At 71.8% G+C, this 25,645-nt stretch carries 26 protein-coding genes; 10 read left to right on the forward strand and 16 right to left on the reverse strand.

The features are described 5' to 3' along the window. Positions 1-109: 109 nt before the first annotated feature. The gene (locus DEI85_RS16340; RefSeq protein WP_111123175.1) at positions 110-1,093 is read left to right on the forward strand and encodes an Abi family protein; all 984 of its coding nucleotides are present in this window, start codon (positions 110-112) and stop codon (positions 1,091-1,093) included. Here the strand turns inward: DEI85_RS16340 and DEI85_RS16345 are convergent, their stop codons facing one another. Next, positions 1,094-2,050 (reverse strand): helix-turn-helix transcriptional regulator, encoded by a 957-nt coding sequence (locus DEI85_RS16345; protein ID WP_111123174.1) that lies wholly within the window; start codon positions 2,048-2,050, stop codon positions 1,094-1,096. 62 nt (positions 2,051-2,112) lie between these two features. On the opposite strand from DEI85_RS16345, the gene DEI85_RS16350 reads away from it, so the two are divergent. Then, positions 2,113-2,532: a VOC family protein gene (locus DEI85_RS16350; RefSeq protein ID WP_110859433.1), complete on the forward strand. Its 420-nt coding sequence runs from the start codon at positions 2,113-2,115 to the stop codon at positions 2,530-2,532. A 19-nt stretch (positions 2,533-2,551) separates the two neighbouring features. Here DEI85_RS16350 and DEI85_RS16355 read toward each other — a convergent pair whose 3' ends face one another. Then, positions 2,552-3,418 carry a putative RNA methyltransferase gene (locus DEI85_RS16355; protein ID WP_111123173.1) on the reverse strand — a complete coding sequence of 289 codons (867 nt, stop codon included), beginning with the start codon at positions 3,416-3,418 and terminating at the stop codon, positions 2,552-2,554. A gap of 34 nt (positions 3,419-3,452) precedes the next feature. Between DEI85_RS16355 and DEI85_RS16360 the strand changes: the two genes are divergently transcribed. The 3 genes from DEI85_RS16360 (at position 3,453) to DEI85_RS17625 (ending at position 5,606) form a co-directional block, all read left to right on the forward strand. Next, positions 3,453-4,208 carry an SDR family NAD(P)-dependent oxidoreductase gene (locus DEI85_RS16360; protein ID WP_110859431.1) on the forward strand — a complete coding sequence of 252 codons (756 nt, stop codon included), beginning with the start codon at positions 3,453-3,455 and terminating at the stop codon, positions 4,206-4,208. A 58-nt stretch (positions 4,209-4,266) separates the two neighbouring features. Then, a complete protein-coding gene (locus DEI85_RS16365; protein WP_110859430.1) occupies positions 4,267-5,205 on the forward strand; it encodes an aldo/keto reductase in 939 nt (312 codons plus the stop codon). Between the two features lie 227 nt (positions 5,206-5,432). Further along, on the forward strand, positions 5,433-5,606 hold the full coding sequence (locus tag DEI85_RS17625; protein WP_309147035.1) for a GNAT family protein: 174 nt from the start codon (positions 5,433-5,435) through the stop codon (positions 5,604-5,606). 81 nt (positions 5,607-5,687) lie between these two features. Here the strand turns inward: DEI85_RS17625 and DEI85_RS16375 are convergent, their stop codons facing one another. The 14 genes from DEI85_RS16375 to DEI85_RS16440 all read right to left on the reverse strand — a co-directional run bounded on the left by DEI85_RS16375 (position 5,688) and on the right by DEI85_RS16440 (position 20,770). Next, positions 5,688-6,233 carry a hypothetical protein gene (locus DEI85_RS16375; RefSeq protein WP_146238507.1) on the reverse strand — a complete coding sequence of 182 codons (546 nt, stop codon included), beginning with the start codon at positions 6,231-6,233 and terminating at the stop codon, positions 5,688-5,690. A gap of 71 nt (positions 6,234-6,304) precedes the next feature. Next, complete coding sequence (locus DEI85_RS16380; protein WP_146238506.1) at positions 6,305-6,517, reverse strand: hypothetical protein; 213 nt, start codon at positions 6,515-6,517, stop codon at positions 6,305-6,307. A gap of 64 nt (positions 6,518-6,581) precedes the next feature. Then, entirely contained in the window at positions 6,582-6,812 is a 231-nt protein-coding gene (locus tag DEI85_RS16385) for a hypothetical protein (RefSeq protein ID WP_111090896.1), read from the reverse strand. 34 nt (positions 6,813-6,846) lie between these two features. After that, the gene (locus tag DEI85_RS16390; protein ID WP_258370340.1) at positions 6,847-9,999 is read right to left on the reverse strand and encodes a GH92 family glycosyl hydrolase; all 3,153 of its coding nucleotides are present in this window, start codon (positions 9,997-9,999) and stop codon (positions 6,847-6,849) included. Positions 10,000-10,084: 85 nt separating this feature from the next. Further along, complete coding sequence (locus DEI85_RS16395) at positions 10,085-11,659, reverse strand: serine/threonine-protein kinase (protein ID WP_111123172.1); 1,575 nt, start codon at positions 11,657-11,659, stop codon at positions 10,085-10,087. A gap of 151 nt (positions 11,660-11,810) precedes the next feature. Beyond that, positions 11,811-12,629 carry a phosphatase PAP2 family protein gene (locus tag DEI85_RS16400; protein WP_110859425.1) on the reverse strand — a complete coding sequence of 273 codons (819 nt, stop codon included), beginning with the start codon at positions 12,627-12,629 and terminating at the stop codon, positions 11,811-11,813. Between the two features lie 43 nt (positions 12,630-12,672). Continuing rightward, positions 12,673-14,358, reverse strand: a complete 1,686-nt coding sequence (locus tag DEI85_RS16405) for a bifunctional 3'-5' exonuclease/DNA polymerase (RefSeq protein ID WP_111124081.1) — start codon at positions 14,356-14,358, stop codon at positions 12,673-12,675. Positions 14,359-14,412: 54 nt separating this feature from the next. Then, positions 14,413-14,607 carry a hypothetical protein gene (locus DEI85_RS16410; RefSeq protein ID WP_017887924.1) on the reverse strand — a complete coding sequence of 65 codons (195 nt, stop codon included), beginning with the start codon at positions 14,605-14,607 and terminating at the stop codon, positions 14,413-14,415. Positions 14,608-14,641: 34 nt separating this feature from the next. Further along, entirely contained in the window at positions 14,642-15,415 is a 774-nt protein-coding gene (locus tag DEI85_RS16415; protein ID WP_111124080.1) for a hypothetical protein, read from the reverse strand. After that, positions 15,412-16,272, reverse strand: a complete 861-nt coding sequence (locus DEI85_RS16420; RefSeq protein WP_250893249.1) for a carbohydrate ABC transporter permease — start codon at positions 16,270-16,272, stop codon at positions 15,412-15,414. The genes DEI85_RS16415 and DEI85_RS16420 overlap by 4 nt, the downstream gene beginning before the upstream one ends. Continuing rightward, positions 16,269-17,246, reverse strand: coding sequence for a carbohydrate ABC transporter permease (locus DEI85_RS16425; RefSeq protein WP_110859422.1), 978 nt, complete (start codon positions 17,244-17,246; stop codon positions 16,269-16,271). The genes DEI85_RS16420 and DEI85_RS16425 overlap by 4 nt, the downstream gene beginning before the upstream one ends. A 9-nt stretch (positions 17,247-17,255) precedes the next feature. Next, the gene (locus DEI85_RS16430) at positions 17,256-18,581 is read right to left on the reverse strand and encodes an ABC transporter substrate-binding protein (protein ID WP_110859421.1); all 1,326 of its coding nucleotides are present in this window, start codon (positions 18,579-18,581) and stop codon (positions 17,256-17,258) included. 23 nt (positions 18,582-18,604) lie between these two features. Continuing rightward, entirely contained in the window at positions 18,605-19,834 is a 1,230-nt protein-coding gene (locus DEI85_RS16435; RefSeq protein ID WP_111091367.1) for a Gfo/Idh/MocA family protein, read from the reverse strand. A gap of 147 nt (positions 19,835-19,981) precedes the next feature. Further along, entirely contained in the window at positions 19,982-20,770 is a 789-nt protein-coding gene (locus DEI85_RS16440) for a DeoR/GlpR family DNA-binding transcription regulator (protein ID WP_181420018.1), read from the reverse strand. 133 nt (positions 20,771-20,903) lie between these two features. On the opposite strand from DEI85_RS16440, the gene DEI85_RS16445 reads away from it, so the two are divergent. From DEI85_RS16445 to DEI85_RS16465, 5 genes are read left to right on the forward strand one after another with little or no spacing between them, the layout of a single operon-like run. Next, on the forward strand, positions 20,904-21,782 hold the full coding sequence (locus tag DEI85_RS16445; protein WP_071406232.1) for an SIS domain-containing protein: 879 nt from the start codon (positions 20,904-20,906) through the stop codon (positions 21,780-21,782). Beyond that, positions 21,782-22,693, forward strand: coding sequence for an ROK family protein (locus DEI85_RS16450; protein WP_111124079.1), 912 nt, complete (start codon positions 21,782-21,784; stop codon positions 22,691-22,693). Before DEI85_RS16445 ends, DEI85_RS16450 begins: the two co-directional genes overlap by 1 nt. Next, positions 22,690-23,808 (forward strand): N-acetylglucosamine-6-phosphate deacetylase, encoded by a 1,119-nt coding sequence (nagA, locus tag DEI85_RS16455; RefSeq protein ID WP_111091366.1) that lies wholly within the window; start codon positions 22,690-22,692, stop codon positions 23,806-23,808. Before DEI85_RS16450 ends, nagA begins: the two co-directional genes overlap by 4 nt. Beyond that, positions 23,805-24,806: a 1-phosphofructokinase family hexose kinase gene (locus tag DEI85_RS16460; protein WP_111091365.1), complete on the forward strand. Its 1,002-nt coding sequence runs from the start codon at positions 23,805-23,807 to the stop codon at positions 24,804-24,806. Before nagA ends, DEI85_RS16460 begins: the two co-directional genes overlap by 4 nt. Beyond that, entirely contained in the window at positions 24,803-25,639 is an 837-nt protein-coding gene (locus DEI85_RS16465) for a class II fructose-bisphosphate aldolase (protein WP_111124078.1), read from the forward strand. The genes DEI85_RS16460 and DEI85_RS16465 overlap by 4 nt, the downstream gene beginning before the upstream one ends. The last annotated feature ends 6 nt before the right edge of the window (positions 25,640-25,645 follow it).

Consider the following 25,645-nt stretch of genomic DNA (forward strand, 5'->3'; position numbering starts at 1 on the left):
GCCTGTGGAGAGCGCTCGATCCCGTGACGCGGATCCTGGTAGGGTTTCGGCATCACGATCGGCCCGCTCGCCTCACGGCTCGGGCCGATTTTCTTGTCTCGGGGGGCGCATGGAGTACGTGAAGCCGTGGCTCTCGATCGGTGAGCAGATCGAGAAGCTGGCTTCCAAGGGAGTCCGCATCGGTGATCGGGGCGTCGCGGGCTCGGTGCTGCGCGAAGTCGGTTACTACCGCCTCACCGGATACCTCTATCCCTTCCGTGAATCCTCGTTCGACATCGACGACGACGGCCGTCGGCACGTAGAGGTCCAGGACCGGTACCGAGCAGGGACGGAACTCGCCGCAGCCGAAGCACTCATCGCCTTCGATCGGATTATCCGGCTCCTGGTGATCGAAGGTGTCGAGCGGATCGAGGTGGCCGTTCGGACCCAGGTCGGCCACGTCCTCGGAGAGCATGCCCCCTTCGCTCACGAAGACGGATCACTCTTCACCGAGGCGTTCACCGCACACCGAGCAGATGCGTCCGATGGCTCCAGCCCGCACACTGCTTGGCTGCAGCGCGTCCGCGAACGGCAGGATTCCTCGGATGAATCGTTCGTTGCCCACTTCCGCACCAAGTACGACGACCGGATGCCCATCTGGGCACTCACCGAAATCCTCGAGCTGGGACACCTGGCTCGGCTGTACGGCGGTCTCCGGAACGACGTCGCCACCCGGATCGCCCGAGAGTTCGGCGTCCCGACCAAGAAGACGATGCTGAGCTGGCTCGCCTCGGTCAACTACGTCCGGAACGTCGCAGCACACCATGCGCGTCTGTTCAACCGGAAGTTGGTCGTGGTCCCGAAACGCCCGAGGTCCGGTGCGGTACCGCTCCTCGCACATCTTTCGGGAACCGATGCGCCGAAGCAGTTCGGTGTCTACAACACCTTGGCGGTGATGGCCTACCTGCTCAGGTCGATCCCGTCCGACCACGACTGGGCCGAGCGCGTGGCCGCTCTCCTCGAGTCCTTCCCGAGCAACGAACACCTCGATCTCGCGTCGATGGGAGTCGGCGCCGGTTGGCTGGACCACGCGCTCTGGACAGGTCGCCACTGATCACGGTGGGCCACGCGTGCCGGCCGCGCGCAACCGGTCAGCGAGGTCTGCCACGGCCTCGACGAGCTCCTCCGGACCCGCGACGACGAAGTCGACCGCAAGTCCTGACACCACGCCAGCGAGCCCGTCCCACGACCACGATCCGAGGGTGACGCGGGCCCGGCCGTCCTCGAGCTGCTCGACCACGGCATCATCGGGCAGGTACGGCGTGATCCTCCGTGCATCGTCCGCCGTCGTGGTCACCGAACCGGTGCACGGCCACACGTCGTCGACCACCGACCCCTTGAACCGCGCAGCGACGAACGCGGCGGCGTCACCTCCGGGGATCGGGGTCGGCGTGAACGGGACACGGGTCCGCATCCGCGGCGTGATCCGGTCGATGCGGTGCGTCCGCCAGTCGTCGCGGTCGAGGTCCCGGTCGAGCAGGTACCAGCGACCGTTCCGGGCGACGACGGCGTGCGGTTCGACCCGGTGCGGGGTCTCGTCGTCGCCGTACCCGAAACGGAACACCTCCTGCAGGTGGACGGCCTCGCTCACCGCCACCAGGACCTCCGGATCGGTCAGGCTCCGGCTCGTCGCGGTCACGGCCTGCACCGCGTCGACCCGGGACCGCAGCCGCGCGGGCATCACCTGTCGAACGGTCGCGAGGGCACGGGCCGCCGACTCGGCGACGTCCGCCCCCGATGCCGGGGCCACGGCGAGTGCCAGGGCGATCGCCACCGCCTGGTCGTCGTCGAAGAGCAGCGGGGGCAGGTCGGAGCCCGCCTCGAGCCGGTAGCCCCCGGCCGGCCCGCGGAGTGCCTCGACCCGGTACCCGAGGCCGCGCAGCCGATCCACGTCGCGGCGGACGGTGCGGGGACTGACCTCGAGCCGTCCGGCGAGCTCGTCGCCCGGCCAGTCGCGGTGCACCTGGAGCAGGGAGAGCAGCGCGAGCATCCGTACGGAGGGTCCGGCCATGGCGTCCATCTTCGTTCGAGAAGCGGACACGATCTGACCGCATTGACCGACATCCTCGTCCCATGAGCATCGAAACGACAACCCACCTCAACTTCGACGGCGACGCCCGCGCGGCGCTCGACTTCTACGCATCGGTCTTCGGCGGCGAGGTCACCGCCGCCACCTACGGCCAGATGGGCGCCCTGGACGACCCGGCCTGGGCGGACCGGATCGTGTTCGGTCAGGTCTCCACGGCCGCCGGCTTCCGCGTCATGGCCTTCGACGTCTGGCCCGGGCAGCCCTACGACCAGGGATCGAACGCCTTCTACGTGTTCGTGCACGGTGACGACACGGCCGAGATCGAGCGGTACTGGGCCGCACTGTCCGAGGGCGCCGAGATCCGGCAGCCCCTGGAACCCTCGGCCTGGGCTCCGTTGGCCGGGCAGCTGCGTGACCGCTTCGGCGTGGTCTGGCAGCTCGACGTCGCCCCGGCTGGCGACTAGTCGGTCCTGACGGTCGCGGTCAGCGCGTCGGCGTCCACGTCGACACGGTGACCGCGGCCGTCACCGTCGTCGGCTCGAACACGGTGTCCGCCGCGACGTGGTGGTGGCTCGGCCCCATGTGCACGACGTCGTGGACGTCCTCCGCCGACAGCTCCATCGTCCACGTCAGGTCTTCGGAGGACCGCAGCACGAACGACGGCGTCAAGGAGTCGTGCAGCCGCCGTTCCTTCTCCGGGTCCACGCTGATCGTCGCCTCGGCGAGCTCCGCAAGGTGCCCGGTCCGCGGGGTCACCACCGCGAGTACGCCGTCCGGGTGCAGCACGCGGGCGTACTCGCTCTGGTTGCGGGGTGCGAAGACGTCGAGCACGACCGCGGCAGCGCCGTCGACGACCGGGAGGCGCTCGGTCACGTCCCCGACGACGGCCCCCGCACGCTCGTGGGCGCGTGCCGCACGCCGGATCGCGACGGCCGACAGGTCCAAGGCGACCCCCAGTCGTCGAGTCGGCTGACGGCCGACAGGTGCAAGCGTGTCCGGCGCGACCCCGAGCCTCCCGTCCGCCGCGCGCAGCGCATGCGCCAGGTAGGTCCCCGGGCCCGAACCGACGTCCAGCACGATGCCGGGCGCGGTGGCGTCCGCGACGATCGCGGCGAGCGCCCGCTCGACGGGCGCGTAGTGCCCGCGCCCCAGGAACCGCAGCCGCGCGTCCACCATCTCCGGGGTGTCCGCGGTGAGTGCGCGCCGCTTCGCGGGCAGGAGCGTCAGGTGGCCCTGCTTCGCCTCGTCGAACCGGTGACCGTTCGGGCAGCCGACCTGGCCGCCGTCGACGCGGCCGAGCGGCTCGGCGCACACGGGGCAGGCGAGCATCGGCAGCAGGTCGTCACGCACCGGCCCAGCGTACGGGCCTCGGTAACCTGACCGGATGTCGCTGCAGCAGCTCTTCGGCCTCGACGGCCGCACCGCACTCGTGACGGGAGGCAGCTCCGGCATCGGCCGAGCGATCGCCACCGCACTCGCCGACGCGGGTGCCCACGTCCTCGTCGCCGCCCGGACGTCCGCGACCATCGACGCCACCGTCGCCGGCATCCGCCAGGCGGGCCGCTCGGCCGACGGCATCGTCGCGGACCTGTCCTCCCGCGCTGGAGCACACGCACTCGCAGACACCGCCGGAGACGTCGACGTCCTGGTGAACTCCGCCGGGATCAACCTGCGCCCGCCGATGCCGGAACTCGACGAGGCCACCTGGGACGCCACGATGGCCGTCAACCTGGACGCGCCGTTCGTGCTCGGGCAGCGGCTCGCACCCGGCATGGCGGCCCGTGGGTACGGGCGGATCGTGTCGATCAGTTCGCAGCAGGCCCACCGCCCCTTCGCCGCCAGCGGCGCGTACGGGGTCTCCAAGGCCGGCCTGGAGGCACTGGCCCGGTCCCAGGCAGAGGCCTGGTCCGCGCAGGGGGTCACCTCCAACGTCCTCGTCCCCGGTTTCGTGCGCACCCCGCTCAACGAGCGACTCGGGTCCGACCCGGCGACGGTGGCGGCCCTCGCCGCGCGGACGCTGGTCGGCCGGAACGGGGTCGCGTCGGACTTCGCCGCGGCGGCGGTGTTCCTCGCCGGACCCGGGTCGGCCTACGTCACCGGGCAGTCGATCGCGGTCGACGGCGGGTTCTCCGTCCACTGAGCGACGTGGCACTGGCAGGGCCTGCCTGCACCGGGGTCTGGCTGGCAGGATCGAGGGCGTGAAGACACTGGAGTTGCCACAGACAGACCTCACCGCCTCCGACGTCGTCGTCGGACTGATGCGGATCAACGACATGAGCGACGAGGACATCCGTTCGCTCTACAGCGCCTCGCGCGACGCGGGCGTGAACATGTTCGACCACGCCGCGGTGTACGGCGAATGGCACGGCTGCGAGCAGCGGTTCGGCGCGGCGGTCACGCTGTCGCCCGCGGAACGTGCCGAGATCGTGCTGCAGACCAAGGTCGGCATCCGACCGACGCCGAAGGGCGCCTACTTCGACTTCTCCTACGAGCACATCCTCGAGTCCGTGCACGAGTCGCTCGAGGCGCTGCAGACCGAGTACGTCGACGTCCTGCTGCTGCACCGCCCCGACGCCCTGGTCGAGCCGGAAGAGGTCGCGAAGGCCTTCGACGAGCTGCACGCCTCCGGCAAGGTCCACCACTTCGGCGTCTCCAACCACACCCCCGGCCAGGTCGACCTGCTCAAGAAGCACGTCCGCCAGCCGCTCGCGTTCAACCAGGTGCAGCTGAGCATCACCCACGCCAACGTCATCTCGCAGGGCCTCACCGCGAACATGGGTGGCCTCGACCAGTCGGTCGACCGCGACAACGACATCCTCAACTACTCGCGGATCAACGACATCACGCTCCAGGCCTGGTCGCCGTTCCAGAAGGGCTTCTTCGACGGCGTCTTCCTGGGCGACCGCGAGCAGTACGCCGAGCTGAACGACGTGCTCGAGGAGGTCGCCGCCGCACACGGGGTCACCCCGACCGGCATCGCGGTCGCGTGGATCACCCGCCACCCCGCGCACTTCCAGGTCGTCCTCGGCACGACGAACCCGCAGCGCGTGCGGGACTCGGCCGCCGGCTCGGACGTCGAGCTGTCGCGCGAGGAGTGGTACCGGATCTTCACCGCGGCCGGACACACCGTTCCCTGAGCAGGAACGGCCCGGTCGGGTCGGGCAGGGTGGGGTCGTGCTCCACGACCTCGCCTTGCCCGTCCGTCTGACCCCACGCTCCTGCGAACTGACGCTGCGGACGCCACGGAAGCGGACCTCGACGCACTCATGACCCTGTTGTCCGACGACCCGATCAGCGCCGCGCGCGGTGACGTCGCCGCACCGGAGGGCGCTCCGGCGGCGTTGGGAGTGCCCTGACGCGTTGGGTGACCGACGTCGCTGCGCCGGCCCTCGGGACCCCGCTCGTGCAACTCACGTCGGACGCTGCACGGACCGATGCGCACCGCTTCTACGAGCGCCTCGGCTTCACCGGCTCGCACATCGGGTTCAAGTACCGGGTCCTCGACCCTTCCGCCATCCCGCCTGATATGTCACACTGAGACCAGTCGCCCCATCGAGGTGGGTGCGGAAGTGATCCCCGGGAGATCCTGCGGTATAGCGGGGCCCGGGGATTCGCGCGTTCACCGGCGGTGTTCGTGGACGCTCAGCACATGGTCCAGCTGCTCGAGGTACGCCGTCTCGCCTCGCCGAGCCAGCGCGACCACGCCGCAGACCGCATCCGCCGCCCAGAGAAGTGGCTCGCGGCCACCCGGCAGGTGCTCGAACACCAATCCGTGAACCAGCTTGCGTGATCGCAAGGCGTCGAGGTGCGCACGATCGTTCCGGTCTGAGGGTCCGCGAGATTCGAGGACGACACGGTCAACACCGCTCGCGCGGAGTTCCATGATCAAGTGCTCAAGAGCCAGACGGCGACGGCGCTCGCTCCGGACGGATCGGTCAGTCACGCTCACGACTCCGACGGCTGTGAACGGATGGTCACACAGCATCTCGACGATCCCTGTGCGGTGCCGGGCGTCGCTCTCGGACCAGTGCAGCTTCCGCGCCGATCGTGGCTTGATGGCGTGGAGCGAGTCCCGGAACCGCTCAGCGTCGCTGTCGGCAACTGTCACCGCCCCGAGGATGTACGCGCCGGGGTCACGTGCGTCTCCGGGCTCGGATTCGTCCACGTAGGCCGTCGGTACCATTCCGGAATACTACCGGCTGAATGGGACGCGCGGCCGCTTCGACCAGGCGCGCGCTAGTCGTCGGACGCGGAGTCGGCAGACCTCGGCGTCGGCACGTTCACGTCGACCGGGGACACCCCGGCGGGGTCCGCGGAGGCACCGCCCACGACGTCGAACGAGATCCCGAGCATCGCCGGGTCCTCGTCGAGTTCGAGCCCGTCCTGACGGACCTGGTCCTCCGGGATTGCACGGCCACCAGACGGGTCCCACGAGTTCGCGATCGACATGCGCACGAGCATGCCCGAGCCGCTTGGCAATCGCCCAAGAAACCCCGGAGGAACCCCGGAACGGTCAGATGTCGTCCGGGTGGAGCCGCTCGCCTGCGTGCGGACGCCGGAACACCGGGCCGCCGCCGGCCTCGTCCTCGTCGTGGTGGCTGACGGGCGAGACGCTCGGGTCGGCGGAGTCGTCGCCGACGTCGGCGCCGCGGTCCTCCTCCATCTCGAGCTCGGACTCGTCACTGCCGTCCACGGGGATGGACCGGCCCTGCTGTTCGGGATCGAACGGTGCGCTCATCGACATGGGGCGAGCATGCTCCCGCTCGGTGAACGCCGGGTCAACGCTGTCCGTCGGCCGCGATGAGTTCGAGCTGCGTCAGCGCCAGGTCGGTGCCGGCAGTGAACGTGAACGACGAACCCCCGCCGAGGATCCGGAACACGCGGGTCTGGCCGGCCCACGTGAACTCGGCGCCGTCGACCGCGGTGACGTCGTCGTCCAGGGCGACCTGCCACGAGTAGGACCCCGGCGACGCGACCGTCACGGTGTACAGCGAGGCGGCGGGGCACGACACGTCGAAGGACACGGACTCCCCCGCCGCGAGCGCCGTGACGGAGCGGCCGGTGTCGTCCGTCAGTGCCGAGACCCCGACGGGCAGGACGTCCACCGGGGCGTCCCGGTAGCCGTGCACGTCGGAGGCCGAGACGGGCCGGGTGTCCGCCGCCCATCCCTGCGGTTCGTCGGACAGCGTGAACTCGATCCGTGACGCGGCCACGACCACGCTGTGCGGGATGGTGACCGAGGTCCAGGGCGAGCCGTCGACCGTCACCGACGCGACGTACGCGCCTGCGGAATCCGGCGCGACCTCGATGACCGTGGCCGCGCCTCCAGGCTGCCGCAGCACCGTCCTGCGGACCGACGGCGGCACGAGCACGTAGGTGCCGGTCGACGGCGCCAGCGGGTACAGGCCGATGGTCGCGAAGACGTACCAGGCGCTCATCTCACCGTTGTCCTCGTCGCCGGGGTAGCCCTGGCCGAGGTCGGACCCGACGAACAGGCGCTCGAGCGATTCGCGGACGATGTGGTGCGCGTCGTCGTGGCGCCCGGTGAACATCGGGAAGAAGGGGATGTGGTGCGCGGGCTGGTTCGACAGCCCGAGCATGCCCATCCGGACGTCGCGGGCCTCGGTCATCTCGTGGATCGGGAACCCGTACGAGCCGGACCGCGCCAGGCTGCCGGTCTCGGGGGTCGCGAAGAACGCGTCGAGGGCCGCGTCGAACCGCTCGGGGCCGCCGTGCAGGTCGACGATGCCGGCTCCGTCGTGCGGAGCCGTGAACGCGGTGCCCCAGGCATTCGTCTCGGTGTAGTCGTCGCCCCAGTCGCGCGGGTCGAACTCGGTGCCGACCCGCCACGAGCCGTCCGGGTCGCGGCCGATGAAGAACCCGCGCTCGGAGTCGAAGACGTGCCGGTACTGCAGCGACCGGCGGGCGAACCACTCGGCCTCGGCTTCGTACCGGGACAGGTGGGCCGGCGTCCGCGCCCGTGACGCGAGCAGGCCCGCCATGACGGCCAGACCCCAGTCGTTGATGGCCGCGTCCAGGGTCCAGGACATCCCCTCGTGGGTCGCCGTGTCGACGTGGCCACGGAAGGCGCCCGGGAGGCTCCCCTTGCGTCCGACGCGCTCGTCACGGGGCGGGACGGTCGCGTTCCGCACCGCGCTCCGGTACGCCTCGCCCAGGTCGAAGCCGCGCACGCCCTTCACGGCGAGGTCGGCGAACACGGTGTCACTCGTGGTGCCGGTCATGCAGTCCTCGGCGCCGGGGGCACTCCAGCGGGGCGTCCATCCGCCGTCGTGGTGGTGCTCGACGAAGCCCTGCGCGAGCTCGCCCGCGGTCTCGGGGGTCAGGAGTCCGAGGAGCGGCCAGGCCGTGCGGTAGGTGTCCCAGAAGCCGTTCGTGGTGGTGAACGCGCCCTCGACGATCTCCGGCCCGGGCTCGTCGCGGATCGGTTCCGCCAGGACGTCGCCGTAGGGTGAGCGGTGTCGCGGGGTGCCGGTCAGGGCGGTCTCCCCGGCCCGGTTCGGGTAGAGGAACAACCGGTACAGGCCGGAGTACAGGCTCGTCAGCTGGTCGGGGGTCGCGCCGTCGAAGGACAGCGTCGCGAGCTTCTCGGTCCACAGCGCCTCGGCACGGGAGCGCATGGCGTCGTACGAGCCGGCGTCGTCGAGGTTCGCACGGGCGTCCTCGATCGAGACGGTCGAGATGCCGAGCAGGACGTCGACCGGGCCGTCCGCGCCCCCGGCCTCACCCACGGACAGCCAGCCGCGCAGCTCGTGCTCGCCGATCGTCGTGTGGTCGGCGGTGACCCCCGCGACCCGCAGGTGCACGTGGTGCGGCGGGGTGCCTGGCCGGTCGTCGAGGACGGCCTCGACCACGGCGGTGCGGTCCGTGACCGTCACGGAGACGTCGGACACCCGGCCGTGGTGGTCGAGCACGACGCTGCGGGCGCCGGTGAACCGGAACCCGAGGGCGAACTCCCCCGCAGTCAGCTCGGCCGTCACAGCGTGCTCGAGGGCGACCCGGTAGCGGTGCGGGCCGTCCTGCTCGTCCTCGTGGTCGAACCCGAGCGCGCGGGCATCCCGGTCCACGTCGGGCGTCTCGAGTGGCGAGGGCATCACCTGGAACACCCCGCGGTCGCCCATCCACGGCGACGGGATGTGACTCGTGGCGAAGGCCTGGATCGCCGGGCGGAGTCGTCCCTGGTCGTCGATCCGGTCGTGTTCCTGGTACGCGTACGGCCAGCGGTTGCTCGAGGCGTCCGTCATCGGCAGCCCGAACACGCCGCCGTGCGGGACACCGACGAGCGGGGCGTTGTTGCCGCGGGAGAACCGGGAGGATGCCTGGGTGCCACGGGTCGTCCGGACGTGGCCGAGCGGGGTCGTCGGGGTCGGACGCGCGGGACCGATCCGGACGGCGTCGAGCCAGCCGCGCAGTGCGGGACGCTCGCCGTCGGTGGCCGTGGCCGGCGCGTCGGAGCCGAGCCGGGCCTCCAGGCGGTCGACGACCAGCCCCGCGAACGGCGTGAGGTCGACCGCGCGCCGGTTCCACTGGTCCACCCACTGCTTGCGGGCCGCGTCCTGCACGTCCGGGGTGACCGCGTCGCCGTACTGGTCGCGGACCGCGGCGTGGTCACGCAGCCGCGAGCCGTCGGTGAAGACGACGTCGAGGGCGAAGGCCGTGGCGTCCCAGAAGTGCGGCAGGTCTGCTTCCGTCGGTTCCGACGCCCCGTCGGGCAGGGTCCGCTCGGGGAACCAGACCCAGGAGAGCTCGTCGCCGGTGGCGATGGTGCGTCCGGTGAAGCCGGGGACGATCGCCTCGGCCACCGGCGCGCCCGCTGGTCGTTCGACGAGCCAGCCCTCTGCAGACCCGAAGCCGACACCGTTCCGAGCGGCCACGGCCGTCGTCGGACCACCGCTCCGTTGCAGTTCTCGCACAGGGCGAGCCTATTTGCTCCAGGGACTGGACGAAAACCCCGGCGTGTCAGTGCCGGTCGTCAGTGTTGGTCGTCAGTGCGCGTCGTCAGTCCTTGTTGTGTCCCGGGGCGCTGCCGGAATTGCCGGGAGCGGTGTCCGACGTGGTGTCGACCGCGCCCGTGCCGTCCTGCGGCTCCTGCACCGGGTTCGAGGCCGGGGTGCTCGGCTCCGGTCCGACGGGCGGGTCCTGCGTGGGCTGCTCCGGCTGGGTCGGTTCGCTCGGCTGCTCGCTGGGTTCCTCGGCGGGCTGCGACGGCTGCTGCTCCTGTGAGGGCTGCTGCTCGGCCGGTTCGCTCGGCTGCTGTTCCTCGCCCGGGTCCTCGGACGGCTGCTGCTCGGTCGGGGCGGTCGACGTGGTGTCCGTCGGGGCCGGGGTGCCGTCGTCGTCGCCGTTGAGGGCGAACACCGCGACCCCGATGCCGATGAGCACCAGGACGATCACGATGACCGCGGCGATGAGCGGTCCGCGCTTCTTCTTCTCCGGCTGGTCCTCCGGCTGGTCCCCCCGGACCGGGCGGGGCGCGACCGGCGGCGGGGTCGGCCCGCTCGGGCCCGATGCGCCTCGGTCGTTCGCCTGGGCGCCGAGGACGGTCGTCGAGACGTCGTCGGCTGGGTTCGGGCGCTGGGTGTCCAGGACGCGGGTGGCGTCGTCGCCCGGACGCGCGCCGCCGTTCGGCAGCTCGCTCGCCGGCATCGCCTGTGTCCGGTCGTCGGCGTTCGCCGCAGCGGCGGCACCAGCCGCGGCACCCGCTGCGCCGGCAGCCGCAGCGGTCACCGCACCGGGCATCCCGGGCAGGAGCTGCGTGGCGTTCGTCGGCTCGTCGCGGCCCAGCGCGCGCAGGCGCTCGGCCGCCTCGGCTGCCGTCGGTCGCTCCGCCGGGTCCTGCGCCGTCATCACGTGCAGCAGGGTGCGCCAGGCCGTGGGCAGCTGCCGGTCGATCTCGGGCGAACGGGTCAGCCGGGCGGTGGCCGACTCGACCGCACTGCCCGGGAACGGCTGACGGCCGGTCATGCACTCGAGCAGCACGAGGCCGAGCGAGTAGACGTCGGCCTTGCCGGTGATCTCCTTCGCCAGGACCTGCTCCGGGGCCAGGTACGCGGCCGTCCCCATCACGGTCCCCGTCCCCGTCACCCGAGAGGCGTCGCGGAGCAGGGCGATCCCGAAGTCGGCGAGCTTGACGTGCCGACCGTCGCTCTCGAGCAGGACGTTCGCGGGCTTCACGTCACGGTGGACGATGCCCTGCGCGTGCACGGCGGCCAGACCGTCGGCGACCTGCGCACCCAGGCGGGCGGCGGTCGCGGGGTCGAGCGGGCCCTCGCGCAGACGGGTCGCCAGGTCACTGCCCGGCACGAGTTCCATGACGAGGTACGAGTCGCCGTCGATGTCGTCGAGTGCGGCGTCGTAGAGCGTGACGAGCTCGGGGGCCCGCAGCGTCGCGAGGGTCTGGATCTCTGCCTCGGCGCGGGCGCGCTCACCGCGGTCGACGGGGCCGATGCGGAACACCTTGACCGCGACCTCGCGGCCGAGTTGCTCGTCGACCGCCCGGTACACGGACGCCATGCCACCGTGTCCGAGCGTGCCCGTGACGCGGTACCTGCCGCCGAAGACCCGTTCTTCCATGCCCGGCAACCTACCGGTCGCGGCTGACGGCGCTCTGCCGTTGGCGCACGGCGGCGCGGGACGGTGGCGGCGGCGGGGCGGGCGGGGTGGCGCCCGGAGACTCGGTGAGCAGAAGACGTCGGGTGCGGGCGAACGACCCGACGCCTTCTGCTCACGAAGTGATGCGGTCGACGTCCGGCGCGGGCTCGGCACCGTGGTGGAGCGCCGTCAGGTACAACCGGTGCGCCGTGATCACGAGGGCGAGCCAGGCGAGTCCGAGCGCCCACGCCGCCAGGACGTCCGTCAGCCAGTGGTGCCCGAGGAACACCCGCGACGCCCCGACCGACAGCACGAACAGGGTGCCCACGACGATCGTCCACACCCGGGTGACGACGCGCGACTGCCGCAGGAGCAGCAGGTACACGATGGTGCCCACGATCACCGTGGAGTTGAGCGTGTGACCGGACGGGAACGACGGCGACGTCTCGTAGGGCGGCACCGCGTCGGACAGCGGCGGACGGGCGCGACCGATGAGGTCCTTGCCCGCGATCGTCATGAGCAGCGAGCCACCGCTCGCCGCCACGAGGAGCACCAGCGGCGTCCACGCACGACGCTGGATCGTGAAGCCGACCAGGAACCCGAGCGCGACGATCGGCATCCCGATCGTGCCGGCGATGTCCGTCCACCACGTGACGAGGGTGTCGGCCGTGGGTGATCGGAGCGTGAGGGCCCAGTCGAGGACCGGTCGGTCGAGCACCGCGACGTCGTCGGCTTCCCGGACGGCGTCGTAGACCTCGGAGGCGATCCACGTGGCGAGGACGGCGACGCCCAGACCGATGGCGAGGGTCAGCAGCAGCACCGGCATGGCGCCGAAGCGCTTGCCGAGCGCAGTCCACGCAGCGGCGACGCTGCGGCCGACGCGGGAGCGCCAGCGGGTCAGGTCGACTTCGCCGACGGTGCGGTCGGCGGCGTCCCCGCGTTCGGTGTGCATCCGTCCACCCTGCCCGACCCCGCCGTGAGCCGTCCCGGCTGCTTCAGTCCTTCGCCTCCGAGTACGCCCCGACCACCCCGACCGACAGCGGGAACGTCACCGGGAAGTCCTGGAACAACAGCCGTCCGGCGTCGACGGCGGCCTCCTCGATCTGCCGCGCCACCCACTCCGCGTGCTCCTCCGGAGCGTGCACCACGATCTCGTCGTGTACGAAGAACACCAGGTGCGGCCCGTCCGTCACGGCTCCGGGGAACCGCGCGAGCAGCCGCGAGCGCAGGGACCCCATCCACGCGAGTGCCCACTCGGCCGCGGTCCCCTGCACCACGAAGTTCCGGGTGAACCGCCCCCAGCTCCGGGCACGGGACTCGACCGCGCGCTGCATCGCCGGGGTCCCCTCGACCGTGTACGCCTGGTTCCGGGCCTCGAACCACGAGTCCTCGGGTACCGGTGACGTCCGCCCGAGCAGCGTCGTCACCGGCTCGCCGCGCTCCCCCGCACGCGCGGCCCGTTCCACCATGTCGAGCGCCTGCGGGAACGCCCGGACCAGGCGTGGCACGAGCCGACCGCCTTCGCCCTGGGTCGCCCCGTACATCGCACCGAGCATCGCCACCTTGGCTTGCTGCCGGGTCTCGACCGCACCCGAGGCCACCACGCCGTCGTACAGGTCGCGTCCGTCGCCGGCCGCGGCCATCGCCCGGTCGCCGGACATCGCGGCGAGCACCCGGGGCTCCAGCTGCGCGGCGTCCGCCACGACGAGCTTCCACCCAGGGTCGGCGATGACCGCGCCGCGGATGCCCTTCGGCAGCTGCATCGCTCCCCCGCCGTCAGCCCCCCAGCGCCCGGTGACGACACCGCCGACGACGTACTTCGGGTGGAACCGTCCGTCGCGGATCCAGTCGTCGAGCCAGGTCCAGCCGTTGGCGGTGAGCAGTCGCGCCAGGCGCTTGTACTCGAGCAGCGGCTCGATGACGGGGTGCTCGATCTCCTGCAGCTCCCACTTCCGCGTGCTCGTGACCATCAGCCCGGCCCGGCGCAGCGACTTCAGGACGTCGGCAGGTGAGTCCGGGTTGAGCCCGGGGTCGTCGAGGCGCTCGCGCACGACGGCGGCGATCTCCTCGAGGCGTCGCGGCCGCACCCCGTAGGGCACGCGCGGCCCGAGGGCGTCCTCCAGCAGCCGCTCGTGCACGTCGGCACGCCACGGCAGCCCGGCGTGCAGCATCTCGGCCGCCACGAGCGCCCCGGCCGACTCCGCGGTGAGCAGCAGGCGGAGCGCACCCGGAGCGCTCGACCCCGCCAGTGCGGCGAGTTGGGCGCGGAACTCCGCCACCGGATCGACCTCGTCGTCGGGCGCAGCGGCGGTGAACAGGGCGTCGTCGAAGAGCTGGGCCTGCGTCGGTCGGACCACGCGGGGTTCGGCGACCGGGGCGTCCAGGGCGTCGGGCGGCGCAGCGGCGAGCGCGGATCCCCGTGCAGCGAGCGCGGCCCGCAGGACACGACGACCGAGGCGCAGGTCGACGCAACGTCCGACACGCCCGCCAGCGGCGAGCACGGCCGGGTACCAGCGCGCGGTGTCGTCCCACACCCAGCGCACGCCCGGTGCGTCGTGGGCCGCGACGAAGGCCGGGAGGCCCGGTTCGTCCAGGCGGACCGGCTCACCCCCGGCGGTCCCCGCGTCGGTCAGGGGCGTCGCGAGGACGCCGCCTTCGACGCGGCGGAGGACGAGGTGCACGACACGATCATGCCGTGCCCCACCGACCCCGACGCACCAGGGCCGGATCGGGTGTCACTCGCCGGGTCGGACCGCCGCGGTGTCGGCGACGTCGATGCGGACGTCGCCGTCCTCGGCACGGGAGACCTCGACCCGGGGATCGGCGTCGTGCTCGTCGGATCCGGACATGCGGCGGAACGTGTCCTGTCGGCGTTCCTCGAACGTCATGTCGACGCCGTCGTCGAGGTGGTCGTGGTCGGGCTTCGTCATGCCGTGCACGGTACGCGGCCGGGGCTGCGGGTGGTCACGCGACCGGTGCGGAGCCGGTCCGCTCGGTCCAGTGCCCACCGCTCGCCCACCGGTCGAGCACGGCCGCGCGCAACCTACCGGACGGCGCCGCGGACCGAGCGGTCGCCAGCGGCACCCCGAAGACGAACTTCGCGACGCTGGCGTCCCCCTCGGTCGCGTCGTGCTCCCCCGGCGGGACGAGACGGAAGCGCCGGGCGAAGCGCACGAGGTTGGCATCGGGACCGAGCGCGGCCGGCAGCCCCGGATCGAGCATCCAGGAGCGGCACTGCCACCGGTCGGCAGCGAGCTCCGGCGCGAGGCCGCGCAGGACCTCGGGCGCGCGGGCGAACGAGCGGTCGCAGGCCACCGGGTCGAGCGGCCCGGTCTCCGGCACGTGCACACCCCAGGCCGGTGTCCCGTTCGCCAGGTGGTCGCCGAGTTCGAACTGGAGGCGCCCCACGGCCACCACACGCCCGGTCACCACGGCGACGAGCCACTCCACCCCGGTGCCGTGCAGCCCGTAGCGCCCGAGCTTGCGGTCGACGTCGGCGACGGAGGCCTCGGCGAGCGCGCGCGGGAGGCCCCGCTCCGCGAGGGCGTCGGCGCTCTCCGGCACCGCGGCGCGGAGCGCCGCCACCAGCAGCGCGTCCCGCTCCGCGGACCCGGCGTCGGCGACGGTGGCGGCCAGTTCGGCCGCCACCGTCGCGGAGTCGTCCGGTGACCCCACGGCGGCGGCGAGGACCGCGACGGACGCGGGACGGGCCTCCAGGCCGGGGGTCGCGGTGGTCACTTCAGACCGGACGACGCGAGCCCGTCCATCACCCGACGCTGCAGCACGACGAACATGATGAGGACCGGCGCCATCGCCATCAGGCTGGCGGCCATCAGCACCGGGTAGTCGATCGTGCGGTCACTCGACAGCGTCGCGAGGCCGGCGGCGAGCGGCATGTCCTCGGCGCGGGTGGAGACCACGAGCGGCCAGAGCAGCTCGTTCCACGACCACAGCACGGTCGTGATCGCGAGCACACTGATCGAGGGACGGGCCAGGGGCAGCATGATCCGCCAGAACGTCTGGAACGGGTTCGCGCCGTCCATCCGCGCTGCTTCTTCGAGCTCGGGCGGCATGTTCAGGAACGCGGTCCGCATCAGGAACGTGCCGAAGGCACTGAACAGCCCGGGCGCGACGATCCCCATCAGGGTGTCGAGCCAGCCGAGCCCCTGCACGATCTGGTACTGCGAGATCAGGTAGACCTGCGAGGGCACGAGCAGGATCGACAGCACGATCGCGAGCAGAGCCGCCCGTCCGCGGAACCGCATCCGGGCGAAGGCGTACCCGGCGAGCGTGCACAGGACGATCTGCGCGAGCGTGCGGATGATCGTGACGTACACCGAGGTGCCGAGCTGGCTGAGGAACGGGAGTCGTTCGAAGACCTGCGCGTAGTTCTGCCACTGCAGCTCCCCCGGCCAGAAGACCGGCGTGACGGACTGCACCTGCGCGTTCGTGGACAGCGACATGATGATCTGCCACAGGAACGGGAACGCCATCGCGAACCCGCCGACGCCGAGCACGACGTGGATCCACCAGTGGCTGCCGCCGCGACGGCCGGGCCGGCGTGCGGCCCGAGGAGGTGTGACGGTGGCGGTCATCCCTGCACCCACTTCCGTTGGACACGGAACTGCACGAGCGTGACGATGCCGATGAGCAGGAAGATCACCATGGCGATCGCGGCCGCGAAGCCCTTGTCGTTGTCGATGAACCCGGCGCTGTAGAAGTAGAAGACGAGCGACATCGTCTTCGGGATCACCGGGTTGGTGCTGCCGAGGATCGCGTACAGCAGGTCGAAGAGCTGGAAGCTCGAGATCGTCGTGACGATCACCACGAAGAAGATGCTCGGGCTGAGCAACGGCACGGTCACCGAGCGGAACTGCCGCCACCGGCTCGCGCCGTCGAGCTCCGCTGCCTCGTAGAGCTCCGGCGGGATGTCCTTGAGCCCGGCGCCGAGGATGATCATCGAGAACCCGAGGGACGACCAGAGGCCGACCAGGCTCACCGCGATCAGGGCGAAGCCCGGGGTCGAGATCCAGTACGGGCCGTCGATGCCGAAGTTCCCGAGGAACCAGTTCACGATGCCGTAGTCGCCGTTGTACATGATGCGCCAGACCAGGGCGATCGCCGCGGGCATGGCGACGTACGGCAGGAAGAAGAGCACCCGGTAGAACTGGGCGAACCGCAGCCCCGGGGTGTTCAGCAGACTGGCGAGCCACACCGCGATCGGGATCCCGGCGAGGACGATCACGGTGTAGATCACCGTGTTGAGCAGCGACTGGTAGAGCTGCGGGTCACCGACGAGCCGGACGTAGTTGGCGACGCCGGTGAACGTGGCGCCCCCGAAGACACCCCAGCTGGTGAACGAGTACCAGAACGTCTGGATGATCGGCCAGATGTAGAACGTGCCGACGCCGACGAGCAAGGGGAGCACGAAGAGCCACGGCCACCAGCCGTCGGTCCGTCGTGGTGCTCGACCGCCGCCGGGTCGCGGCGCGGGGCCGCCCCGCCCGGACGAACGTGTCGTCCGGGCGGGGGTGACTGCGGCCGGGGGCCGCTCGGTGTTGATCGTCACGCGCGGGTCCTACTTTTCCTTGGCGAGGGCGGCGTCCATCTTCTGTGCGAGGTCCTCTGCCACCTGGTCGACGGGCTTCGACCCGTCGAAGGCACTCGGCAGCAGGGTGGTCTCGAGGGTGTTCCAGGCGGCGGTGTTCTTCGACACCGGCAGCGGCTTCGCGTAGTCCACCGCGTCGAGGAACACCTGCAGGTCGGCGTCGGGCATCGTCTTCGTGAAGGCACTCTGCGTGCCCTCGTACGCCGGGATGACCGCGCCCATGTCGCCCTGCTGCTGCTGCGCCGTCTTGCCCGCGAGGTAGACCTGCAGCGCCTGGGCGGCGGCCTTGTCCTTGCTCGCCTCGGACACGACGTTCGAGACACCGTGGATGACGGTCGCCTGCTCCTTGCCCTTCGGCAGCGGGTAGGCGACGACGTCCTTCTCGAGCTCGGTGCCGGTCAGCGCGGAGCGGAACCAGCTGCCGCCCTGGTACATCGCGAGCTTGCCCGAGGTGAACCACTGGTCGGCCGTCGTGTCGGTGAGCTGCTTGATCGAGGGCGATGCCCCCGAGTCGATCAGGTCGGTCCAGAACTGCAGGCCGTCCTCGGAGGCCTTCGTGGCGTACTCGGACTCGGTGCCGTCCGCGTTCACGACGGATCCCCCGGCCTGCAGGATCGTGTTGTAGTAGGTCGTCTGGCCGTCCATGCCGCCGGCTGCCCCGTAGGCACCCTTCGCCTTCAGCTTCTCGGACAGCTCGGCGCCGGTCTGCTGGAAGTCGTCCCAGGTCCAGTCCTTGGACGGCAGGTCCATGCCTGCCTGCTCGAACAGTGACCTGTTGACCCAGACACCGATGGTGTCGAAGTCCTTCGGCACGCCGTACTGGGTGTCGTCGTACGTGTACAGGTCGTTGAGCGCGCTCGAGTACTTCGACGCGTCGATGTCACCCGACTCGACCTCGCCGGTGATCGGCGCGAGCTTGCCGTTGGCCGCGTACAGCTGGAAGTTCGGGCCGTTCATCCAGAACAGGTCGGGCAGGGTGTCGCTCGAGCCCTGGGTCTGCAGCTTCGTCCAGTAGTTGGCGTACGGCGTGACGTCGACGCTGACCTTGATGTCCGGGTACTCCTCGTTGAAGCCCTTCAGGTTGGCCTTGATCGCCTTGACCTGGTTCTCGTCCCAGACGGCGTAGGTCAGGGACGCCTTGGTGTCCTTCGGCGCCGCTTCGTAGTCGCCACCGGAGTCGGACGCCCCGGACGACGAGGAGCAGCCGGCCAGGAGTGCGGCCGCGCCGAGGGCGGCGACGGCGCCGAGGAGGACGCGGCGCACGCCGGTTCCTCGGGTGGGGATGTGTGCGGTCATCGGGGTGTCCTTTCGCACGGCCGTCAGGAGCCGACGGTCTGGGCGGGATGCGGGGTGGAGGGGGTGGAACGGGTGAAGTGCGCGATGGTGTCGGCCGGCAGTGGGGGGACGTCGATGGGGACGGACCCGTTGCGGAGCGAGCGCGTGGCCAGCGCGCCGGCGGCGACCGCGGCACGGGCCGCGATCGGGGAGAGCTCCGACGGTTCGCCGAACGCGACGGACCGCAGGAACTCGGTCATGGTGAGCAGGTCGGCGTCGGCGTGACCGTCCTCGACGCCGTCGATCGGGTACTCGCGGTCCCCCGCCGTGTCCCATCCCCGGCGGTGCGTCCAGACCTTCACGACGCCACCACCGGTGTCGCCGATGTTCTCGAGGCGTCCCTCGGTGCCGATGACGGTGTAGTTCCGCCAGTAGTCCGGGGTGAAGTGGCACTGCTCGTAGCTGGCCTGCACCCCGTTGTCGAGCGTCATCATCACCATCGAGACGTCCTCGACGTCGACGACGGGGTTCAGCCCGGTCTGGGCGAGCGGCGGCCAGTTGTCGTGGGAGAACCAGTCCCCCATGAGCTCGCCGCTGCGGTCGCGCCGGTCGGTGACGTCGCCGTAGACCGACAGCGACCCCATGCCGACGACCCGGGCGGTGTCACCCCCGCCGAGCGCGTGGATGACGTCGAGGTCGTGGCTCGCCTTCTGCAGCAGCAGGGAGTTCACCTTGCTGCGGTCGGCGTGCCAGTCCTTGAAGTAGTAGTCACCGCCGTTGCCGACGAAGTGCCGGCACCAGACGGCCTTGACCTGGCCGATCTCGCCGCGGGCCACGATTTCGCGCATCAGGCGGACGACGGCGGCGTGCCGGAAGTTGTGCCCGACGTACAGCGGCGTGCCGGTCTCCGCCGCGGTGTTCAGGACGGCGTCGGCGTCCTCGACCGTGATGGCCAGCGGCTTCTCGAGGTAGACGGCGATGCCCGCGCGGAGCAGGTCGATCGCGATCTCGGCGTGGGTCCAGTCCGGCGTGGTGACGATGGCCGCGTCGACGTGGCCGGTGAGGTCACGGTGGTGTTCGACCACCAGGGCGTCCGGGTACTCGTCGTGCCCACGATCGCGGCCGGCCGCGGTGACGTCCGCGACGGCCACCACCCGGGCGTGCAGCGACGGGTCGTCGGCAGTTGCCTCGGCCACGTGGCGCGCGATGGCGGACCGCTGGCCCATCCCGATCACCGCGACGCGGAGTCCTGCGTTGTCAGCGCCCATGCTCATCGCTCCCTTGCGTGAATGTGACGCCCATGATGCCGAATCGATCATGAATGCACAATAGGCGCTCACAGATCGCTCACGCATCCGTGCCGGGGAGGGTTTTACACGATCGAAACGTCCGGACCGTTCCGGGGTGGCCGCAGGGGGCGCTCAGTCGGCGACGACGAGCTCCACGCCGGCGCTGGCCAGGTCGGCGGCGAACGAGGCCGGCACCGGCCGGTCGGTGACCAGGACGTCGATGCGGTCGAGCGGGCAGATCCGGGCGAAGGTCGACCGTTCGATCTTGGTCGAGTCGGCGACCACGACGACCCGTCGCCCGACGGAGGCGAAGTGGCGGCTGACCTCGGCCTCGCCCTCGTGCATGGTCGTCGCACCGTACTGGCCGGTGAGCCCGTCGACGCCGAGCACCACGAGGTCGAGGGCGAACTCGTCCAGGGTGTCCCGGACGAGCGGCCCGACGAGCTCGTAGGACTGCCGCCGCGCCACACCACCGGTGACCACGATCTTCACGTTGGCGCGGACGGACAGCTCGTACCCGACGTTCAGGGCGTTCGTCACGATCGTGATGCCGAACTCGCCGTCGGCGCGGATGAACCGCTCGCTCTTGCCGAGTTCACGCGCGACCTCGGTCGTGGTCGTCCCGCCGTTGAGCCCGACGGTCTCCCCCGGCTGCACCAACCGGGCGGCCGCGCGGGCGATCGCCGTCTTCGCCTCGGCCTGCCGGGCGATCTTGTACTGCAGCGGGAGCTCGTACCCGGCGCCGAGTGCTGCCGCTCCCCCGTGCGTGCGCGTGACGAGCCGCTGGTCAGCGAGGGTCGCGAGGTCACGGCGGGCCGTGGCGGCGGAGATCCCGAGCAGCTCCCCGATCTCGGCGATCGACACGTTGCCGCGTTCGCTCACCAGTTCGAGCAGGGCGTTCAGCCGCTGTTGGGGGGTCATGACGGTCATCCTACGGCGTCACCACCGTCGCACGGTGATCGGAAATGACGTTTTCCCCTTCCCTTGCGCACGATCGCTCGCTACGCTTCCTGATCATCGATCACCCGGATCGATCCGGACCCGGAAGGCTCCCATGACCGACACCTTCGTGAGCGCTGAACTGGCCTCGCAGCCGGAGACCTGGCGTGCAGCCGCCGCGCTCCTGCCGACCTTCGCCGATGCGCTCCCCCAGCCGGGCGAGCGCGTGGCCGTGATCGGCTGCGGCACGAGCTGGTTCATCGCCATGAGCTACGCCGTCGCGCGTGAGCAGGCGGGCCTCGGCGTGACCGATGCCTTCGCCGGGTCCGAGTACCCGGCGTCCCGCGAGTACGACCGCGTGCTCATGATCAGCCGCTCGGGCACGACGACCGAGATCGTCGACCTACTGCAGGCCCTGCCGTCCCAGCGGACCGTCCTGATCACGGCGGTCGCCGACAGCCCCGCCGCGGCCGTCGCCGACCAGGTGGTCGCCCTGCCCTTCGCCGACGAGCGCTCGGTCGTCCAGACCCGCTTCGCGACCACGACGCTCGCGCTGCTGCGGGCGTCCATCGGTGACGACGTCGACGCCCTCGCAGCCCAGGCGGAGACCGCGCTGACGGTGCCCATCGACGACCTGCTCGACGCCGAGCAGGTCTCGTTCGTCGGTCGTGGGGCCGCCGTCGGCCTGACGTTCGAAGCCGCGCTGAAGACGCGTGAGGCGGCGCAGTTCTGGGCCGAGTCCTACCCGGCGATGGACTACCGGCACGGTCCCATCGCGATCGCCCAGCCCGGCCGGCTCGTCTGGTCGCTCGGCACTGCGCCCGAGGGCCTGGCCGACGAGGTCGCCGCCACCGGTGCTCGCTTCGTCCAGCACGACCTCGACCCGATCGCCGGACTCGTCGTCGTGCACCGGTTCGCCGTCGCCCTGGCCGAGGGACGCGGGCTCGACCCGGACAACCCCCGGTCGCTCACCCGGTCAGTCATCCTCACCTGATGGGTGGCGCAGGCGCGGTGCTCGGGGTCGACGTCGGCGGCACGGGCATCAAGACCCGGCTGACGACGGCCGACGGACTCGTCCTCGACGAGACCCGGGTACCGACGCCGCGCGACGACCCGGACGCGGGGCGCCTCGCCGCCGTCGTCGCCGAACTGGCCGCACAGGCCACGCGACGCGCGCCGCTCGGAGCCATCGGGGTGGTGACCCCCGGCGTCGTCGACGAGACCCGCGGCACCGTGGACCTGTCCGTCAACCTCGGATGGCGCGACGTCCCGGTACGTGATCTCGTCCGCGCCGAGCTCCTGCGGCAGGGGATCGACGTGCCGCTCGCCTTCGGCCACGACGTCCGCGCCGGCGCCCTGGCCGAGGTCCGGGCCGGTGACCCGGCGCTCTCGCAGGGGTCGGTCTCGTTCGTGCCGGTCGGCACCGGGCTCGCGAGCGCCCTGGTGGTCGACGGCGTCGTCGTGTCCGGCGGTGGCTGGGCGGGGGAGATCGGGCAGGTCCGGATCCAGACCGGTCCGCACGCGGGCCACCGTGTCGAGGAGATCGCGTCCGCCGGGGGAGTCGCACGTCGTTCCGGCGCTCCGTCCGCGCACGCCGCCATGCTCCTGGTCCGCCAGGGCGACCCCGCAGCCCGTGCGGTCTGGGACGACTGCGTCGCGGTCCTGGCCGATGCACTCGCCTGGACCACCGCGGTCGCCGGGGTCCACACGATCATCGTCGGCGGGGGACTCGCCGAGTCGGGCGCGCTGCTGCTCGACCCGCTGCGCGACGCCGTCACGGAGCGTCTGCAGGGCGTCCGTGCCCCCGTCATCGTTCCCGCCCGGCACGGCGACGCAGCCGGCGCCATCGGAGCAGGGATCCTCGCACGCGCGCTGCTCGAGACCGAGACCGGGGTCCTGCTGTGACCACCCTCGTCCGGGCCCATCGCATCGTCACGGCCCAGGCAGACCTGCACGACGGCTGGCTCGTCATCGGTGACGACGACACCGTGCTGGCGACCGGCACCGGGTCCCCGATGCGCACGGACACCGCCGTCACCGTCGACGGCGCGATCGTGCCCGGGTTCGTCGACCTGCACGCCCACGGGGCGCTCGGACACGACTTCTCCGTGTGCTCCGCCGAGGACGCCCGTGCCGCCGCTGCACACCACCGGTCACGGGGCACGACCGCCCTGGTCGGATCCATCGCCACGGGCCAGCGCGCGGACACCGTGGCGGCTCTCGCCCGGCTCCGGCCGCTCGTCGCGGACGGCACGCTCGCCGGCCTGCACCTGGAGGGGCCGTGGCTCGCGCCCGCCCGTCGCGGGGCGCACCGCGTGGACCTGCTGCACGCCCCGGACCCCGCCGAGGTCGACGCCTACTGCGACGCCGCGGGTGGCGCCCTGCGGATCGTCACGCTCGCGCCGGAGTTGCCGGGTGCACTCGACGTCGTCGCCCGTTTCGTCGAAGCCGGGGTCGTCGTCGCCATCGGCCACACCGACGCCACCGCCGAGCAGACCCGCCGTGCGATCGACGCCGGAGCCTCGCTCGTCACCCACCTGTTCAACGGGATGCCCCCGCTGCACCACCGTGCGCCCGGGCCGGTCGGGGTCGCGCTCTCCGACGACCGTGTGCTGCTCGAGTGCATCGTCGACGGCCACCACCTCGACCCCGTGGCGGTCACCCTCGTGCAGCGCAGTGCTCCGGGCCGGATGGTCCTGGTCTCCGACGCCATGGCCGCGACCGGCTGCCCCGACGGCGCGTACACGGTCGCCGGCTCGGCGGTGACCGTCCGCGACGGGCTCGCCGTGCTCGCCGATGGTTCGTCGCTGGCGGGCAGCACGATCACGGTCGCCGACGCCGTCCGCCGCCTGCTCGACGCGGGGACCGACCTACCCGAGGTCGTCGCGGCGTCCGCGGGGCGTGCGGCACACCTGCTCGGGGCTCCGGCACCACTCAGCGTGGGCGCCCCCGCCGACCTGGTCGTGCTCGACCCGGAGCGCGGCAGCGTCCGAGCCCTGCCGACGGCGGTGGTCGCATGATCCTCGTCGTCACCCCGAACCCGGCCGTCGACGTGACCTACCGGGTCGCCGAACAGCGCATCGGCGAGACCCAGCGCGTGCTCGAGGTCCAGCGGCGCCCCGGCGGCAAGGGCCTGAACGTCGGGCGGGTCCTCGCCGCCACCGGCACGCCGACCCACGCCGTGCTACCCCTCGGCGGCGACGGCGGGCACTGGATCACCCACGCCCTCGACGACCTCGGGCTCGTCCACACCGACGTCGCCGTCCGTGGTGAGACCCGCACGACCGTGACGGTGGTGGACGACCTCGCCCACCCGACGATGTTCGGCGAGCCCGGCCCCGTGCTCAGCCCAGCCGAGTGGGACACGGTCACCGCCGCGGTCGAGACGCTCCTCGACGGTGGTGTCGGTGCCGGCGGTGCCGACGGTGCCGCCGATGCCCTGCCCGCAGCTGCCCTGGTCGTGTCGGGCTCCCTGCCCCGCGACACCGATCCCACGGTCATCGCCCGCTGGGTCACCGCCGCTCGACGTCGCCGTGTGCTCTCGGTGGTCGACTGCTCGGGCACGGCGCTGCTGGCGGCCGCCTCGGCCGGGGCGACGGTCTGCAAGCCCAACCGCGAGGAACTGCTCGAGGCCACGGGCACCGACGACGAGCGCTCGGGGGCACTCCGGCTCCTCGGACTCGGCGCGACGGTCGTCGTGGTGTCTCGCGGATCCGACGGCATCGCCGCCCACACCGCCGAGCACGTGCTCGAGGTGCCGGCGGTCCCCGGGGTCTCGGGCAACCCGACCGGCGCGGGTGACGCAGCGACCGCCGGGCTCGTGCGTGTCCTCGTCGGCGCTCGCAGCGTCCCGGCCCCCGACGACGCCACCCTGCTCCGAGCCCTGCGGTCCGCCGCCGCACACGGGGCCGCCGCCGTCCTCCAACCGGTGGCCGGCGCGGTCGACCCGGCAGACGTCCACCGCTTCCTGTCCACCCAGCCCGCTCCCGCCCACGACCGAACGAGGACCCCCGCATGATCACCGACCTCGCCCTCACCGGCCTGCTCGACACCGCCCGAACGGCACGCCGCGGGGTCGGTGCGTTCAACGTGGTGCTGCTCGAGCACGCCGAGGCGATCGTGTCCGGCGCCGAGCTGGCCGGGCTGCCGGTGATCCTGCAGATCAGCGAGAACTGCGTCCGGTACCACGGCGGCCTCGCACCGATCACGACCGCGACCCAGGCGGTCGCACGTGCCGCCGACGTCGAGGTCCTCGTGCACCTCGACCACATCGAGGATCCCGAGCTGGTCGCGGCCGGGGTCGAACTCGGCGTGGACTCGGTCATGTACGACGGTTCACACCTGGACTTCACCGCCAACGTGGCAGCGACCCGCGAGCTCGCCGCTCGGTGTCACGCCGCGGGTGTCGGGATCGAGGCCGAGCTCGGCGAGGTCGGCGGCAAAGACGGTGTGCACGCCCCCGGCGTCCGCACCGATCCGACCGACGCCGCCGCGTTCGTGGCCGACACCGGGGTCGATGCCCTGGCGGTCGCGGTGGGGACCTCGCACGCGATGCAGACCCGCGAGGCCTCGGTGGACCGCGACCTGGTCGAGCGCCTCCGTGCCGCGGTGCCGGTGCCGCTCGTGCTGCACGGGTCCTCGGGCCTGTCCGACGATGAACTCCGCGGCGCCGTGCACGCGGGGATGACGAAGATCAACATCTCGACGCACCTGAACGGCCTGTTCACCCGTGCGCTCCGCACCGTGCTCGACGAGCGACCGGAGGTCGTCGACCCGCGCAAGTACGTGTCGGCGGGCCGGGACGCCATCGCCACCGAGACGGCGCGACTGCTGACGCTCCTGCACGCCTGACGCGCG

It is taken from the genome of Curtobacterium sp. MCBD17_026 (assembly GCF_003234895.2).
Taxonomy (GTDB): Bacteria; Actinomycetota; Actinomycetes; order Actinomycetales; family Microbacteriaceae; genus Curtobacterium; species Curtobacterium flaccumfaciens.